General features: G+C 47.8%; 17 protein-coding genes. 13 read left to right on the top strand and 4 right to left on the bottom strand.

What is annotated here, in order from left to right; translation table 11 throughout:
* Window positions 1–64: 64 nt before the first annotated feature.
* A complete protein-coding gene (locus tag Mcas_RS04220) occupies window positions 65–466 on the bottom strand; it encodes a DUF1232 domain-containing protein (protein ID WP_052566843.1) in 402 nt (133 codons plus the stop codon).
* Between the two features lie 131 nt (window positions 467–597).
* On the opposite strand from Mcas_RS04220, the gene Mcas_RS04215 reads away from it, so the two are divergent.
* From Mcas_RS04215 to Mcas_RS04170, 10 genes are all read left to right on the top strand, one after another.
* Window positions 598–2,736, top strand: a complete 2,139-nt coding sequence (locus Mcas_RS04215) for a tetratricopeptide repeat protein (RefSeq protein ID WP_040334261.1) — start codon at window positions 598–600, stop codon at window positions 2,734–2,736.
* 67 nt (window positions 2,737–2,803) lie between these two features.
* On the top strand, window positions 2,804–3,301 hold the full coding sequence (locus Mcas_RS04210) for a DUF29 domain-containing protein (RefSeq protein WP_081853599.1): 498 nt from the start codon (window positions 2,804–2,806) through the stop codon (window positions 3,299–3,301).
* A gap of 171 nt (window positions 3,302–3,472) precedes the next feature.
* Complete coding sequence (locus Mcas_RS16245) at window positions 3,473–4,141, top strand: class I SAM-dependent methyltransferase (RefSeq protein WP_052566842.1); 669 nt, start codon at window positions 3,473–3,475, stop codon at window positions 4,139–4,141.
* A 77-nt stretch (window positions 4,142–4,218) separates the two neighbouring features.
* Window positions 4,219–4,452, top strand: coding sequence for a hypothetical protein (locus Mcas_RS18460; RefSeq protein WP_040334260.1), 234 nt, complete (start codon window positions 4,219–4,221; stop codon window positions 4,450–4,452).
* On the top strand, window positions 4,352–4,723 hold the full coding sequence (locus tag Mcas_RS19140; RefSeq protein WP_081853598.1) for a type II toxin-antitoxin system RelE/ParE family toxin: 372 nt from the start codon (window positions 4,352–4,354) through the stop codon (window positions 4,721–4,723). The genes Mcas_RS18460 and Mcas_RS19140 overlap by 101 nt, the downstream gene beginning before the upstream one ends.
* Window positions 4,720–5,583 carry an SDR family oxidoreductase gene (locus Mcas_RS04190; RefSeq protein ID WP_040334259.1) on the top strand — a complete coding sequence of 288 codons (864 nt, stop codon included), beginning with the start codon at window positions 4,720–4,722 and terminating at the stop codon, window positions 5,581–5,583. Before Mcas_RS19140 ends, Mcas_RS04190 begins: the two co-directional genes overlap by 4 nt.
* Window positions 5,584–5,839: 256 nt before the next feature.
* Entirely contained in the window at window positions 5,840–6,031 is a 192-nt protein-coding gene (locus Mcas_RS04185) for a hypothetical protein (RefSeq protein WP_040334258.1), read from the top strand.
* 170 nt (window positions 6,032–6,201) lie between these two features.
* The gene (locus Mcas_RS04180) at window positions 6,202–6,780 is read left to right on the top strand and encodes a phosphopantetheine-binding protein (RefSeq protein WP_040334257.1); all 579 of its coding nucleotides are present in this window, start codon (window positions 6,202–6,204) and stop codon (window positions 6,778–6,780) included.
* Window positions 6,780–8,108: a beta-ketoacyl-[acyl-carrier-protein] synthase family protein gene (locus Mcas_RS04175; protein WP_040334256.1), complete on the top strand. Its 1,329-nt coding sequence runs from the start codon at window positions 6,780–6,782 to the stop codon at window positions 8,106–8,108. The genes Mcas_RS04180 and Mcas_RS04175 overlap by 1 nt, the downstream gene beginning before the upstream one ends.
* Window positions 8,101–9,372: an oligosaccharide flippase family protein gene (locus tag Mcas_RS04170; protein WP_040334255.1), complete on the top strand. Its 1,272-nt coding sequence runs from the start codon at window positions 8,101–8,103 to the stop codon at window positions 9,370–9,372. Before Mcas_RS04175 ends, Mcas_RS04170 begins: the two co-directional genes overlap by 8 nt.
* 25 nt (window positions 9,373–9,397) lie before the next feature.
* On the opposite strand, the gene scpB is transcribed toward Mcas_RS04170, so the two are convergent.
* Window positions 9,398–10,006, bottom strand: a complete 609-nt coding sequence (gene scpB / locus Mcas_RS04165; RefSeq protein WP_052566840.1) for an SMC-Scp complex subunit ScpB — start codon at window positions 10,004–10,006, stop codon at window positions 9,398–9,400.
* 100 nt (window positions 10,007–10,106) lie between these two features.
* Between scpB and Mcas_RS04160 the strand changes: the two genes are divergently transcribed.
* A complete protein-coding gene (locus tag Mcas_RS04160; protein ID WP_040334254.1) occupies window positions 10,107–11,120 on the top strand; it encodes an NAD-dependent epimerase/dehydratase family protein in 1,014 nt (337 codons plus the stop codon).
* A complete protein-coding gene (locus tag Mcas_RS04155) occupies window positions 11,111–12,310 on the top strand; it encodes an aminotransferase class I/II-fold pyridoxal phosphate-dependent enzyme (protein ID WP_052566866.1) in 1,200 nt (399 codons plus the stop codon). Before Mcas_RS04160 ends, Mcas_RS04155 begins: the two co-directional genes overlap by 10 nt.
* A 43-nt stretch (window positions 12,311–12,353) precedes the next feature.
* Here the strand turns inward: Mcas_RS04155 and Mcas_RS04150 are convergent, their stop codons facing one another.
* Entirely contained in the window at window positions 12,354–13,103 is a 750-nt protein-coding gene (locus Mcas_RS04150; protein ID WP_040334253.1) for a Crp/Fnr family transcriptional regulator, read from the bottom strand.
* A gap of 378 nt (window positions 13,104–13,481) precedes the next feature.
* Between Mcas_RS04150 and Mcas_RS16240 the strand changes: the two genes are divergently transcribed.
* On the top strand, window positions 13,482–15,530 hold the full coding sequence (locus Mcas_RS16240) for a putative bifunctional diguanylate cyclase/phosphodiesterase (RefSeq protein WP_052566839.1): 2,049 nt from the start codon (window positions 13,482–13,484) through the stop codon (window positions 15,528–15,530).
* Between the two features lie 247 nt (window positions 15,531–15,777).
* Here Mcas_RS16240 and Mcas_RS04140 read toward each other — a convergent pair whose 3' ends face one another.
* Window positions 15,778–17,088: a GGDEF domain-containing response regulator gene (locus Mcas_RS04140; protein ID WP_040334252.1), complete on the bottom strand. Its 1,311-nt coding sequence runs from the start codon at window positions 17,086–17,088 to the stop codon at window positions 15,778–15,780.
* Between the last annotated feature and the right edge of the window lie 30 nt (window positions 17,089–17,118).

Genomic DNA, 17,118 nt, shown 5'->3' with positions numbered 1-17,118 from the left:
ATTTTTCTATAAAATAGAACTATATTTTTCTGTAGCTTTTTTGCCCGGCACGTTATAAATATGCCTAAGACGTTATAAACTTAATAATGCCAAGCATGCTTATCAGTATCACACAGACAGCGATTATGCCGATAAAGATCACCATCCATTTGAGTATGCTTACCAGTTTTGTCAGGGCAGAGTTTTGGGCGCTTGTCAGGGCATGTATAACGTTTAGAGCTGCCGCAGCGGTGACAAAGAAATCGTCGATCCATCCCACAATGGGCACATCGGGGACGACGTCAACGGGGGAGACGTCATAGACAAGGGCCAGGAGCATCAGCAACAACGCCAATTTCAATGACTTGCCATCTCCCTTTTCGGGTGGTGTCCCCTGAGGGGTACCATCCGTGCCGGGATGACCCTCTGCTCCTTTTGGAAGCAGTTTGCCTTTGAGTTCCTTTAATGTATCAGAAGGTAGTTTCATCGTTCCTGTCTTCTATTGTAACATTAAACACTGAAAATAGACCATACCAATTTACAATTGAGCAAATTGACTGAGAACAAATGTTTGTGCTTTAATAGCTGATGCAATCAGGTCATACACGGAGATAAGGCATGAGCAGGGTAATAAACATCCTCATAAATAAGGTGACCTTTCAGGTGTTGACAATTGCCCTGGCTGGTTTTCTGGTATACTCTAACAGCTTAAACGTTCCGTTCTTTTTCGATGATATACAGGTAATCGACACTGCATCTTCAGGATACTCCTATGATTGGTTCGGTGATAACAGATATGTCGCCAACCTTACCTTTGCTCTAAACTATAAGCTGCATGGCGAAGACGTCAGGGGATATCATATTACCAATATAGCAATCCATATCGTCAATGCCATGTTGGTATACCTGTTGGTGATCTACCTGCGCAGGGCCGGAGGTCTGCGGTACGGCAATAACAGTAGCACCGCAACAGGTAATCCCAATCGGTTATTTAAACACGAGGTTGCCTTTTTTACCGCCCTATTGTTTGTGGTTCATCCGTTGCAGCATCAGGCCGTGACATTGGTCGTTCAGCGATATACCTCTCTGGCTACGTTGTTTTACTTGCTTACAATCCTGTTATACCTGAAGTGGCGATTCCTGACCGATAAAACCTTCAAATCCAAAGAGCAATATCTGCACGGCGGCAAGACTGCTTCAACTGGCAGGCTCAAGGGCGTTTCGTTTTACATGACAGCCGTTGTTACGGCATATCTTGCATCAATAACAAAGCAGATCGTCATCACCTTGCCTGTTACTATAACAATGATCGAGTTTATGCTTTTTTCGGGAAAACCACTGAAACGTCTATTGTGGTGTGTGCCATTTTACTTCATGATACCGTATATTCTCAACTTCAATCTCGGTTACGATATACCAATAATATCGGCAACGATGGGCAACTTATCTTATGATTCCGGCCATGTCCTGACTCGCCGGCAATACCTCTTTACAGAGTTCAGGGTTATAATCACTTATATCAGGATGTTGTTGTTTCCCGTGAATCTGACGCTGGTCTATGACTATCCGATATACTCGTCGTTCTGGCAACCTGATGTATACATATCCTTTATTGTGTTGAGCTTAATCTTTATCCTTGGCATTTACCTGTTCTACCGTGCAAACGGGTCAAGTAACACCAGTGGTAAGGGCATGGCACTCATATCGTTAGGGATACTGTGGTTTTTCGTGGTCATATCGCCCCAATCCAGCATAGTTCCGATCCTGGACTGGGTGATCCTGGAGTATAGGGTGTATATGGCCTCGGTGGGATTCTTTGTTGTTATCGTTGTGGGGGTGTTTATGGCATCTGATGTCGTGGGTGCAAAAAGGGTGCGGATTGCGCTGACGATTGCTCTTTTAGTCGTATCGGCTGTGTTTGGTGCCGGTACGTACAGGAGAAACGCCATCTGTCAGTCTGCCATAACGGCCTACGAGGATAATGTCATGAAGTCTCCGCACACGTTTGTCCGGATTTCGCTGGCGGCGGCATATGCACGCAAGGGGCTGTACGACAAGGCGGCAGAGACGCTCAGTTATATCCTGACCTATGAGCCGGACAATCCCGAGGTACATGCACGTCTTGGCTTTGTCTACTACAGGCAAGGTCGTCCCGACGACGCCATAGGGCAGTACAAGGCCGCCGTTGCCATTAAAGGTAATTATGCCGATGCGTATAACAATCTGGGGACAATTTACATGGAACAAGGGCGATTTAACGAGGCAGTTGAGGCATTCAGGGCCGCCGTTAAGTACAGACATAACATCGCCGGCCATGTCAATCTGGGGGATATTTATCTGCGTCAAGGGCGCCCTGAAGAGGCCATGAACCAATATCTCTATGCCCTGGATGTGGGAAAGGGCAATCCCAAAATACACACCGTGCATTATCGTCTTGGGCGTCTGTATGAGGGGCTGGGTAATCTGGAAAAGGCCGCAGACCAATATGCCACGGCTATCAGGCTCAATCCCGGCTATGCAGAGGCATATAACAACCTGGGAGTCGTCTTAGGAAAACAAGGAAGGATAGGCGATGCCTGTGATGCTATCAAAAAAGCGGTTGACCTGCGTCCCGATTATGCCGATGCGCACAACAACCTTGGCATCTGCTTAAAGCTACAGGGCAAGGCAGAGCAGGCAAAACAGCAATTCAAAATCGCCATAGACCTGGACCCGGGACATCGAAATGCCCAGGACAACCTCAAGGCGATGCCCTGAATGACAATTGCCGTATGCGTCACAGCTTTCTTGACAAATGTCCCGTAAGTAATGTTAGCATATATCTATGGATATCTTAACTCAAGCACATAACGACACACTAACAGCTTCTTTACTGCGGCGGGACACTCCCGCCCGTGACCTCTATGAGGTTGATTTTTATCAATGGGCGTTTCATAATGCCAACCTGTTGCGGCAGGGCAGATTTACGGAGATAGACCTGGAAAATATAATAGAGGAGCTGGAGGGCATGGCCAGAAGAGATAGACGAGAGCTTTTGAGTCGATTAAAGGTACTAATAATGCACCTGTTAAAGTGGCAGTACCAACCAAACCGGCGTAGTGAAAGTTGGAGTACAACAATACGAACTCAAAGGGACGAGATTAAATTTTTGCTTGAGGACAGCCCAAGCCTGAAATATAGTATAGAAATAGTTATAGCTAAAGGATTTATAGCAGCCAAAAAAGATTTTGAAGATGAGACGGGAATTAGCGCCAATATATTACCTGAGACCTGTATCTATACCTTTGAGCAATTAATGGATCGTGGTTTTTGGCCCCAATAACATGGATACCTTAACTCAAGCACATAACGACACACTAACAGCTTCTTCACTGCGGCGGGATTCTTGTGGCCGGGGTGCCTCACCCCCTACCGCCCGTGACCTCTATGAGGTATCGTAGCCACCTGATAGCCTCTGTTGTTTATGATTGCCCTTATGTTACAATAAACTACGATGGAATTTGATCTTAAAAATAAGTTCAGGCAGTTATCGTTTAATACGTTCATACCCTTTTTCTATCCAGTGATGATGTTGCCGCTGAGAAGCTGGAGAAAGAAGGCAATACAGATGTGTAGTTTCAAACCTTCAGACAGGGTGATTATACCGGGAGTTGGCAGCGGTTACGACTTGCCGTACCTGCCCGATGACGTCGTGGTGGATGGCGTTGACATCAGTGAGGTCATGCTGGGCATAGCGGCAGCAAAACAGAGGCTCAACGGTAACAACAAAAACATCCGGCTGACCATCATGGATGCAGAACACCTGGACTTCCCCGCAGATACCTTTGACAAGGCAATCCTCGACCTCTTCCTCACCTGCGTCTATGACCCGCAGAGGGCCTTTGCCGAAGTTGTGAGGGTCATGAAACCCAACGGCGAAATACTAATCTACGACCACCTGATCAGAACCAACAAGTGGACCGGCACTATGATGTCCTACATGGACACCGTGATGAAGTACAACTTTTGCAGCATAATAAGGCCATTTGAAGACATCATACAGGGGCAACCCGTGGAAGTGATCAAGGAGATAAAAGGCGACCCCCTGGGTTTTATCAGAGGCTTCCTGTTGCGCAAAACCCAAAAAAAGGCCGGCAAGTGGTGGTGGTGGTCAAAGAAATAATAAGGCGCCGCCCTTGGGTTTTATCAGAAACTTCCTGCCTGTTGCGTAAGACCACAAGTTTGTGCTAAAATGATCCTATGGAAGATTTAATAACAGATGATACCACTGCTTACAGAGAGTATATAAAAGCAGCAACAGTCCAACTTTCCCCTGAGTCGATTCTTGTCCTGCAAGATTTCGTGGCCTTTCTGGTCGAAAAAGAGCGCAAACATGACGCGTTTGTTCAACGTGTATTGGAGGCAGAGAAAGAACCACTCATATGTTTTGACTCTGCAGAAGAGGCGTTCAACGCTATTTTTGATGATGCGTAAAATACGATATCCAAAGTCTTTCTCTAAGAAAGCATCGAAACTTGTTGAGAAAAACCCTGAACTAAAAGAGTCATTAAGGAAGATTATTCATACACTTGAGAGAGATGTCTTCGAACCATTTCTCAGAACCCACGCTCTTTCAGGTAAACTCAAAGGACTATACTCTTGTTATCTGAACAAAGAGATACGGGTTATATTCAAAATAACTGATGATACTGTTAGTCTCTTTGACATAGGTACTCACGATGAGGTGTACAAAACGTCATTATGAGTATCAGGGGTAAGGAACATGCGGACAAGGTAGTGCTGGTCACGGGTGGCAGTCGCGGCATTGGACGTGCCATTGCACTACGGTTTGCAGCCGCCGGGGCCGACGTCGTTATCAACCACCGCAGGGCTGAGACGCCAAACTCCCCCAGAGGAGGTGCGCTCCAGGCACTCTGTCAGGAGATTGAGGCCATGGGATGCCGCGCCTACCAGATCCAGGCTGACATATCATCCAGGGAAGCCGTAAAACAGTTGATGGCCGAAATAGCAGATAAGTGCCAACGACTGGACTTCCTCGTCCTCAATGCCGCAATGGCACCATTTAAACCCATCGAACGCCTGCTTGAAAGGGAGTTGCGACAGCTAGTGGACGTCAACTACCTCGGCAACATCTTCTGCATCAAGGAGGCCCTGCCGCTGCTGGAGAAAAAAGACAACCAGGAGCGTCCTGGAGCGGAAAAGAACCAGGAGCGTCCTGGAGCGGAAAATAGCGATAACCAGGTTGCAGGCAGGATTGTATTTATATCGTCGCTTGGTAGCAAATTCTACAACCCAGCCTATCCCCTTGGCAGCATGAAGGCGGCCATGGAGAGCGTTGTTAGGGACCTCAGCCAGTCACTGGGGGAGCGTGGCATAATTGTCAATGCAGTATCGGGGGGATTGGTCAAGACGGACTCATTCAAGGTGCTGAGGCAGTACATGGACGGTGTAGACAAGCTGCCGGATGAACTCTTCGTCCAACCGGAGGAGATCGCCGACGTGGTGATGTTCCTGTGCAGTGATGCAAGCAGAGCCATTGTCGGTCAGACCATCATCGTTGACAGGGGACTGAGCAGCCGCCTCTATCGCTCTGCCTTGCCCTGATAAAACATCAATCCATGATGTTAGCACAAAGTATTGACAACATTTTTATCTCCATGTTATTATTTTATTATGCTAGTTTTAAAGCTAACAGTGTATAGCACAATGAGGGATGAATTAAACGAGGAACTCTAAAGGTGGACTAATAATAGATGCTTCCTGTCATAAATATTATAATGTGTGTTCTATAATAGCTTTTGTAGAGAATAACAACAGGGGTGATATTAGTTTACTAAATAAGATATAGGAGGTTGCGTTTATGAATAAGAATACTGAAGAAAATGATTTGAAATGGGAGGAGTTTTGTAAAAAGGCAAAGGGTGCAACTAACGAGGACCAGATTTTTAATTATATACCAATGGAGGAATATTACAATGAGTTAAGAAGAATCGCACTGGAAGAGGCAGAAACCTATGAACGTGCTAAACATTATTATGTTGTTCAGCAATAAAGTGTTAACTCTTACATGATAAACATACACTTAAAAGCACACAACATAGGTTTGGATTCTTATATCCTCTATACTACGCATACGAAGTAATGTAGTGTCATAAAAGGGGGTAATGCCCTGTAATCTTATACACTGTGCGTAGGTGAGAAACTAAAATAAATGGAGATCGTATGACGCAGGAATTTATTGATGACAGATTTATTGATGACACTAGGGTCATGGATGAGGTCAAAAAGGCCATCGCCCAGACCCTCAGTATTGATACGGAAAAGATAACGCCGGAGAGTTCACTGGTACGGGACCTGGGAGCGGAGTCGCTTGACTTCCTTGATATTAACTACCGCCTGGAGCAGGTGTTTGGGATAAAGATGGCACGCCACTTCATCCTTGAACACATGGAAGAGATGTTTGGCGAAGGTTCTGCCATTGATGAAAACGGTCAACTCACGGAAAAGGCCGTCAGACTTATGCGCATAAGGCTCGGCGATGAGACAGAGGCCCTGCAGGCCGGCATGGATATGGACCAGGTGCCCCCGCTGATCACCGTTGCCACCATCGCCAGGGGAGTCAAGGAGATATTGGCCACGCTGCCTGAGAAATGTACCTCGTGCGGAGCTGCCCAGTACAAGTGTAACGATGGCGCCCTTGTTGAGTGTTCCGGATGTGGACAGGGTGCCGCCTACAGCACGGGTGATGACCTCATCAAGGACTGGCTCACCAAAGTGCAGCAGGAGCATAAGATATTCTGATGCCACAGAGACGCGTGGTAGTTACCGGCTATGGCATGGTAACCCCCCTGGGACGCAATGCACAGGAGACCTTCGACAACGCCTGCCAGGCAACCTCGGGGATCAGGACTATAACGTCCTTTGATACCCGTGGCTTGCCCACGGACATCGGCGGTGAAATAGACACGGCCTGGCTTGCCGCCATCAAAGAGACCCTCTGTGAGGCACACGTCAGATACGATGGTCGCATGGAGAAGTTCATCACCCGCAGCGATACCCTGATGCTGGCTGCCACCCTTGAGGCCGTTGGGATGGCCGGGTTGCAGATGCAACATCAACAGCCCCGGCGCATTGGCGTATCGCTGGGCAACCACGGCCAAAATCCCACAATTGAGGATATGACGTTCCTGCACAGGTTCTACGACGGCAAAGGCAATTGGGACGTTAGGGCGTTGGAGCGGACGGGGGGATATCCCATCTTTAACTTCTTCAAGAGAAAGCCCGATGTGGCTTCTGCCCTTATAGCGGCGGCCTTCAGATTCAGCGGTCCAAACCTTTCGGTTGCCAGTGCATGTGCTGCCGGAGCGCAGGCCATTGGCGAGGCCGTGTGTCTGATCAGGGAGGGCAGGGCAGGGGTCATGATAGCCGGAGGGGCCGAGTCCTGTCTGGACTACACGGGGTTTGTGGGGTTTGTCCTAATCAAGGCCCTGGCACAGAAGTACGCATCACCCCAGAAGGCCTCCCGCCCGTTTGACAGACGCCGCAACGGCTTTGTGATGTCCGAAGGCGCCGGTGCCCTGGTTCTTGAGGACATCGAACACGCAATGGCAAGAAATGCCACCATATATGGAGAGATACTGGGCTATGGCTCATCGGCTGACGCATACAGGATCACGGATACGCATCCCAAGGGCGAAGGCGCCATCCTTGCAATGCGTGCTGCCCTCAGAGACGCCAACCTCCTTGAGCCGGATTCAACAACCCCCCTGCCCGGCGCTATCGACTACATAAACGCACACGGCACCTCCACCGTACAGAACGATCTGACCGAAACACTGGCCATCAAACAAGTCTTTGGCTCCACGGCCAAGGATATCCCGGTCAGCTCCAACAAGTCCATGTTAGGTCACACCATAGCCGCCGCCGGGGCCATCGAGGCAATCCTGTCCATCATGGGCATAAACCACTCCGTGCTCCTGCCCACGATCAACTACGAACACCCCGACCCAAAGTGCGACCTCGACTATGTCCCCAACCAGGCACGACACAAACAACACAGGAGGGTTCTAAGCAATTCCTTTGGCTTTGGCGGACAAAACGCCTGCCTCTGCATAGGAAAATTTGAGTAAAACAGACGGTTTTTTCAAAAGCAGTTCCCTCTTGTTTGCCGGCATGATGGCTGCCAACGTCATCAACTATCTGTTCCAGCTCACACTGGGCAGGATGTTGGATATCACAACCTACGGGGAGATGAATACCCTGATGTCGATCATCATGCTGTTGAGCTTTCCTGTGTACAGTGTCACGGTGTTTCTAACAAAGCGTCTGTCACATAACTTTGCCCTTGGGCGCTACGATTTAATCAGGGGGATAATTGCAAGAACCTACAGGGGTGTCTTAATCCTGGGTATTGTAACGTTTTTTATCGGGGTCATGTCTTCAAGCCGACTCGGTAGTATGTTAAAGATCGATGATGTGTTGCCGATCATTTTGTTATTCATATCTATTACCATATACGTGATGGTTCTGATAAACTCTGCCATCCTGCAGAGTCTTCACCGGTTCAGCATGTTGTCTTTTACGGTGGCAGCATCGAGTTTTTTAAAGTACGCCCTGTGCGTGGCACTTGCCGCGGCGGGAATGGGACTCAACGGAATCATGGCGGGATTAATGTTATCGTATGTCTTAACGGTTTACGTCTCTGATATGTCGATAAGGGCGGAGCTGAAAAACACCAAATGCCCTGTGAGCAACCACCGCGAGGATGTCTCCGATGTGTCATTGTCATTTTTACTGCCGGTGACCGCGGCAAATCTGGCATTTTCGCTCTTTTCACAGATTGATCTGGTGCTTGTCAAGTATTTCTTCTCCCCCGCCGATGCAGGCATTTACAGCTCTGCGGCAATCATAGGCAAGTCGGTAATACATGTACCTGCTGCCATTGTCACATCTCTCTTTCCGATGGTTGCCTCCAGCCGGGCAAGGGCCGAAAGTACCATAGTCTTAATCGCAAAGGCACTGGGCTTAACCCTCGTCCTGTCAGGGGGTGGAGCCATTATTCTTTATAGCGTTCCGGAGCTGATTATATCGCTCTTTTTTGGAGCGAAGTTTATGCCGGCGTCAAAGCTGATTGGCCTGTATGCCATGGCCATGCTCCCAGTGGCACTGATCATGGTGCTGCTCAACTACAACATCGCCAGAAACAAGACCGGCGTTGCATACGTGACCCTGCTGTGTGCCATTGGACAGGTGGCAGGGATATTTGCATTTCACTATACACTGATCAGTGTGCTGAGGGTTATGTTACTGTCAGGGTATGTGTGTGTAACGCTGCTGTCAACCTTAATGGCGGGTGAATATCTTTCGAAAAAAGTAAAAACAGCACAACCCTGAGCTATACCCTCTGAAGACATCAGGCTTATTCCTGCTTTGTGAATTCCCGCAGCGTAGGCAGCTCTGAGAGGTCCTTGAGGCCAAACGACACCAGAAACTCTCGTGTGGTGGCAAAAAGCAGTGGTCTGCCTGGGGCGTCCTTTCTACCGGCGATCTTTATCAGCTTTTTCTCAAGGAGGTTCTTTAATATCCAGTCGGCGCTGACACCGCGGATGTCCTCGACCTCGACCCTGGTAATGGGTTGCTTGTAGGCCACTATGGCGAGCGTCTCCAGGGTTGGAAGCGACAGTTTGCCCACGGGCCTCGACTTCTTGAGGTTCTTTACGTAATTGGCATAGGCCGGATTGCTGACCATCTGATACCCCCCGGCAAGCTCGACTATGATAATGCCACCGTTTCTTTGGCGATATTGACTGAGCAGTTGCTCCATACACATAGCTATATCTTCCTCAGACAGACCGGTCAGCTTCTTGAGGTCGGCAACCGACAACGCATCCCCGGAGATAAACAACAGCGCCTCGATAACCGCCATCCACTGACAGACACCGGGGCGATCCTGCACAGTCCCCTCTGCCGCCTCACCATCATTGCCCGCACCCACGGTTGCCAAACTGTCCTCGTAGTTTTCTGCCATATTTTGGTATTATATAGGGAAGCAGCTTGAGTTGACAATGTCAGGACAGGAATCTTTTTTTTGGTGCGATCAAAAATTCGAGCAAAAAGGGTGACTGATTGTGTATAATGTCTCTGAGGCAAATGCGCAGACAATTGTACACCAAGACGGTATGAAGGCGATAGTAACTGGCGGGACAGGTTTTATAGGCAGCCACCTGGTGGAGGAGCTTGTGCTCAGGGGCTACTCGGTAACATGCCTTGTCAGAAGCACGTCGAACCTGCAATGGATCGAGGGGTTTCCCGTGTGTATACTGGAAGGGGATTGTATGAAGGTGGACACCCTTGAGGGCCTCTTGAGTGATTGCGATTACGTCTTTCACCTGGCCGGACTGACAAAAGCCGGCAACGCAGATGACTTCTACTGCACAAACACCTCCGGTACGGAAAATCTGATCGAGGCGGTGTACAAGTACGTAAAGGGGATCAAGCGGTTTGTTCATATAAGCACGCTTGCCGTTGCCGGACCAAGCAAGAACGGTACACCATTGAGTGTCGATACACATCCTGCACCGGTGTCAGACTACGGCAAGAGCAAACTGGGCGGAGAACTCGCCGTGCAGGCATACAAGGATAGACTTCCCATCACGATAATCAGACCACCGGCAGTATATGGTCCCCGCGACAGGGACATGTTCATGCTCTTTAAAATGATCAAGCAGGGGGTCCTGCCCTACTGGGGCAAGTCATACTACTCGCTCATATACGTGGAGGACCTTGTCAAGGGGATTGTCAGCGCCGCAGAAGCGAATAAGACCATAAGTGGCACATATTACTTGTCAGACCTGGAAGTGCATACCAGCGACGACATTGCAGACGCTATAGCACAAGAGCTTGCCTGTCGCTACGTAAAGGTAACAATACCAAAGGGCGTTATGCCGGTAGTTGCTGCCATAGCCTGCAAGTTAACGAATAAAGGTATAATAAATCCGGATAAAATAAAGGAGTTGATTCATCCCTACTGGCTGTGCAACAGTGACGCGGCTGTCAGGGACTTCGGATTCGAACCAAGGACAAAATTAAAGGACGGTATTAGATGGACGGCAAACTGGTACAAGATACACAAATGGCTGTAGAAGATACGAAAAAAGATATATTCAACAAGTGCCTGAGATTTGACAAGGTGCAGCAACTGATGTCGGCGGGTCTGTATCCGTATTTTAGGGTCATAGAGAGTGCGCAGGAACCGGAGGTCTTCATTGGTGGTCGCAGGATGATCATGGTCGGCTCCAACAATTACCTCGGACTGAACAACCACCCAAAGGTAAAAGAGGCCGCCCTGGCTGCCCTGGACAAATACGGAACCGGTTGTGCCGGCTCCCGCTTCTTAAACGGCACCCTGGACATACACGTGCAGTTGGAGGAGAAACTTGCGCGATTTATGAGAAAGGAGGCCGCACTGATCTTTACCACCGGCTTTCAGGTCAATCTGGGTGTTATATCGGCGCTGGTTGGCAGGGAGGACGCCGTTATCCTTGATAAACTCGACCACGCAAGCATTATAGATGGCTGTCGCCTCTCCTATGGCGAGGTGAAGAAGTTCAGACACAACGATATCAAAGACTACGAACGAGTCCTCTCCGAAACCACAACGCGGGCAACCCTGACCGTTGTCGATGGCGTCTTCAGCATGGAGGGAGACATCATAGACCTGCCCGCCCTGATACCGATCGCCAGGAAATACAACTCAAAGGTTATGATTGACGACGCCCACGGCATAGGCGTCCTGGGTAAAACCGGCAGAGGCACGGCAGAGTATTATGGTCTTGAGGATGAAGTTCATCTGGTCATGGGAACCTACAGCAAGGCCCTTGCCTCTATCGGTGGCTTTATCGCCGGTGACAAGGACGTCATACATTATATCAAGCACATGGCCAGGGCACTCATATTCAGCGCCAGCCCCACACCGTCCTCCGTGGCCTCGGTCATTGCTGCCCTGGATGTCATAGAGAACGAGCCGGAGAGACTCACCGCCCTGCTGAAGAACACACAAAAGATGCTCCACGGCTTCAGGGCTATGGGGTTTAAGACAGGTCCCACGCAGTCGCCAATTATACCGGTCATCGTCGGCAACGACGAGTTGGCATTTAAGATGACAATGATGCTCCACGAAAAGGGGGTCTTTGTCAACGTCGTTGTCAGTCCGGCAGTCCCCCCCGGTAGCGCCATGATCAGGACCAGTTACATGGCCACACACACCGAACAACAACTCGACTTCGTCCTGGATGCCTTCCATCAAACAGGAAAGATGCTCAATATCGTGTAATAACCCCTCACGTGGCTGTGCTCCACACTGAAGGCGTTTAACACTACTTCAGAGCCTCAATAATAAGCTGCTTGTTTACCTTAAATTCTCTCGACGTGGAGTCAAGGACTATGTTCTGCTTCCTTAACCTAGACATCGTCCGCGAAACCACTTCTCGGACAGTCCCTATCATCGAGGCCATCTCCTGATGAGTCAGCGACAGGGTGACAATGTTACTGTCGGGGTCTTTGTCGTTGGCCGCATTGAGCAGGATCATCAGTACCCGCTTGACCACATCCTTAAATGTCAGACTCTCGATAATACCCGACAGATGCTTCACCCGATCGCAAATGGTACTCAACACCCGTGTCCCCATCGGGGTAAGGCCGGCATAGATGTTCTCGTGAAAGGATTCTGTCGGAATCAGCACCAACGAAGTATCTTCAAGGGCTATGGCATTTACCATGTTCTTTCTGTCGGCATATATCGGGGCACAACAAAAATAATCCCCGGCCCTCATTATCCGGATCACTATCTCTCTGCCTTCCTCGGAGGTCTTAAATAGCTTTATGTGGCCCGATTCCACGACAAAAACAAACCTTATCTCATCCCCCTCCCAGAATAAATAGTCATTCCTGCAACAATTTTTCCGTACAGCCTTACTCTCTATCGAGGAAAGCTCATCCGCCGAAAAGGCTGCCAAACACGGTAAACACTGTAAGCTGTTGTCATGGCCTTCTGCCTTTGTACCCTTGCCACGTCTTGTCTTACCGCTAGCGTGGCCCTTAATTTCCTTCGCCGTATCCTTCTGCATGTCGTCAACCTAATCTTGAAGTTTTTTGTTTATAACAATATAATCTTTATAACTCAATACTAAATGCTTTGTCACTATTTTGTCAATGAGATTTTATTAAACGGTGTGGCAGGTATAAAAAATGTCTATGACATCTGTCACATCAAACAGTGTTGCTGATAGTACATTAGGGGCAACGTAAGGATTTTCAGAAAACCGAAAGAGTAAATGTCTTATAGTGCTTCATCAAGAGTCTACTATAAAGATTACATTTGACTTTGCTGTATCGATTATGATATTATACTAGCATCATAGTGAGTTGGTGGATATACTTATAGAAAAGCTACACGGTAAGAGGTATACGGTAAAGATATATTAAGATGGCTTATATACGGGTAAATGACAATTAAGAGATTCATAATAGGCCGACTGTCTATTATTGTTGCCATATATACGCTGTATATATCGTTTAGCATTTTTTATAACTTCCACAGACTGACGATGCAAACCATCAGGGAGAAGTCCCTCGTTACCGCCTCGACGATCAAGGCTGGTCTGACGGCACACATGAACAGCGGTACGATGGACAAGAAGGACTACTTTCTCCAGGAGATCAGCTACCTCAAGGGGATCGACAAGCTGTGGATAACACGGGTGCAAGACATCGGCCTGGGCGACGTGAAAAATGTCTCACTCGATTCTATAGACGAGGTAGCCATTAAGACCAATAAAACACAGTTTATCGATTACAACGTCAATGGCGCTAAACGCTTCAGGGTTGCAGTTCCATACATAGCCTCCAATGCGGGTAATCTCAAGTGCCTCAACTGTCACCACGTCAGGGCAGAGACCACCATAGGCATCCTGAATATGGAGATGGATATCAGTGAGTTCAGGGACAACAACGTCCAATTTATAGTCTTTACGATAGTCTCTTTCCTTGTGGTTGCGATACTGACCACGATGATTCTAATCAGCTCGCTTCAGCGGACGGTGGCAAGACCCCTGCGGGCCCTTATCGGGATGTTTGGAGAAGCGGTCAGGGAGTACAAGGAGATCGACCCCGAGGAGTTTGAACTGCAGGAACACAGGGTTATCATCAAGGAAATGAACCACATCCTGTATGAGATAAAGGACAGAGACGACGACATTCGAACCTTGAACACCTTCCTGGAAAACGCGGTGACACAGCGAACTCAGGAACTGCAACAAAAGGCCATCACTGACAGCCTCACGGGGCTTTACAACAGAAACCGACTCATAGAAGACCTCCAAAAAAATGCGGATGCAGAAAAGTCAGTCCTGCTTATCAACATTGACGATTTTTCGCAGATAAACAACGTCTACGGTATGCGTATCGGCGACATGGTCTTAAAAATGGTGGCTGACATACTCAAGAAACTCACACCCGATAATGCCTCTCTGTACAGGATATCCGGCGATGAGTTTCTCATGATGCTCATCTCTCCACAGGGTAATCAACCACGCCAGTTAGCCAACACATTGAAGGACTACGTCAACAACAACAACATAAACATCGTCGGCGAGGAACTCTACATCAAAATAACCTTCACGATAGGGCTTGATACCAACGTGGATGTGGTGGTGGTAAGGCACGCCACGGTTGCCTTTATGGAGGCCAGGGAGCATGGAAAGAACAGGGTACAGGTTTACTCTCCAGATTCCCTGACAGAACAACGCTACAAGAACAACCTCTACTGGGCCAACGAACTGAAAAAGGCCATCGAACGACAGGACATCATCCCCTACTTCCAGGCCATAATCGATAACTCCACTGGCAAGCCCGGCAAGTTTGAGGCGCTGGTGAGGATGAAGGACAGCACGGGGGCAATTATTTCGCCCATCTATTTCCTCGAACCCGCCAGAAGGACAGGCATCTTTACCAGTATCACCAAGGTCATGATAGACAAGACCTTTGAGTACTTCAAGGACAAGCCATACGAGTTTTCGATAAACATCACCGACTTTGACTTCAAGGAGGGGTTTCTGCTGGACTACATGGAGCAGCGGCTACGGCAGCACAACATACCTCCTAATCGGGTTGTGCTGGAGATACTTGAGGGTATCAGCATGAAGGGTACAAAGGACACGATAGATCAGATAGGCGAACTCTCTGCAATGGGCTTTAAGATCGCCATCGATGACTTTGGCACCGAGTACTCAAACTTCAGTCGCCTCCTGGAGCTTCACGCCGACTACATAAAAATCGACGGCAGCTTCATAAAAGGTCTTGTCAAGGACAAAAACAGCCGCAAGATAGTCAAATCCATAACCGACTTTGCCCACAGCATAGACACCAAGGTCATCGCCGAGTACGTTCACTGCAAGGAGGTCCAGGAGATCGTCCTTGAACTGGGCATCGACTACTCACAGGGCTACTACTTCTCCGAGCCCGTCAGGGATATCACCAGGATTACGACAACATAAAGTATCTTCGTATCCTCTTTAAAAAGCATGGTAAAATTAATTTTACGGCTTAAAGACATGGATTCCAGCTTTCGCTGGAATGACAATTACAGGCGTTTTCCAAGTGTGTCATTCCTGGCTTGACCAGGAATCCAGGATGCGTAAAGGTATAGTTACCATGAAATATAAAGAGGATACGTATCTTCTTATATTGCATGGTAAAGATAAAGAAGGAGGGCGGCGGAGGTTTTACACGTAGACTCTATAGTTAAAAGCAGACCCTGTTTCTGCCGGAGCGTTTGGCCTCATAGAGAAGTGCATCAGCGCGGTTTAAAAACTCTTCTTCTGTTTCGCCCTCTGTATATGTTACTACACCGAAGCTGCTTGTAATTCTTATATCGCATATGAGTTGGCTTTCAATGCTCACTCGCAAACGTTGCGCTACCTTAACAGCGGTATCCAATTTTATATTCGGCATCAGAATCACAAACTCTTCCCCGCCCCATCTTGCCAGTACATCCTGGGTACGAATTTGTTCGGATATGAGTTTGGCAAGTCCCTTTAAGGTGCAGTCTCCCAACAGGTGTCCATACTTATCGTTGACTGCCTTGAAATGATCTATATCAAAAAAAATCAAGGAAACAGGAGACTCACTGCACTGTCTGTTTGTTATGTGCATCGACAATGTGTTGTTAAAGTATCTCTTGTTATACACACCTGTCAACTCATCGGTGATGTTTGTAATCTCAAGCTCTTTTCTCTTGCTTTCATAATTTTCCACGTCGGTTAAGGAAAAGATGTATATTTCACTTTCAGGAATGTGGGCATACTTTAAAATATATGCCCCGGATAAATTGTTACAATCAGCCGTCTTTACGGAAACCATGAGCTCTTCTTCTTTGTGCCCTTTCAGGTAATTGATTAAGCTGATATACTCTGAAGAAGGATTACTGTCAGTATCCACGGCACCGGCATCTATATTTCTGGATAAAATGTCATCGGGATATTTATACTTGTCGGTAAATTCACTTATGGACCCGCAACTCAGAAAAGTAAGGAAGGTAGAGTTTGCAAACTCCACCTTTCCATTTCTTGTCGTAAAGATAAAGTTTGGCAGTGAATTGAGTATAAACCCTATCAGTTTGCTCTTTTCGTATAGCTCTCGTTTTTGCAGAGAAATGTTTACAAGTTTTACCATTATGTCAACGAGTTTGTGTGGGTCTATGGGTTTTTTTATGAAGCTGTCTATGTTGACATCTATGGCCTTAAGAAAAAACTCCTCATCATTAAAAGCGGTGGTGACTATTATCTTGGTATCATCGCGTATTGCTTTAATATGTTTGGCCATCTCAATGCCATCCATCTTAGGCATTCGTATGTCGGTAACTACAATGTCCGGACTTTGCGTTTTAAAAATATCAAGCCCCTGCTGACCATCAAAGGCATTAAATACTATTTTTACACGTTTTCTTAAAAATGCAGAGAGAATCCTGTTTATGTCCTCATTGTCTTCAACATACAGAAGCGTTACATCTTTCAGGATATCTTCGGCATCAGAATCTGTTATTTCAGAACGCATCGAAACATTATAACAGTATGAATTAACCGT

Origin of the sequence: Candidatus Magnetobacterium casense (genome assembly GCF_000714715.1) — a bacterium.
GTDB classification, from domain to species: Bacteria; Nitrospirota; Thermodesulfovibrionia; order Thermodesulfovibrionales; family Magnetobacteriaceae; genus Magnetobacterium; species Magnetobacterium casense.
Note: the sequence above shows the minus strand (reverse complement) of the source record. Positions and strands in the feature narration are given on the sequence as shown.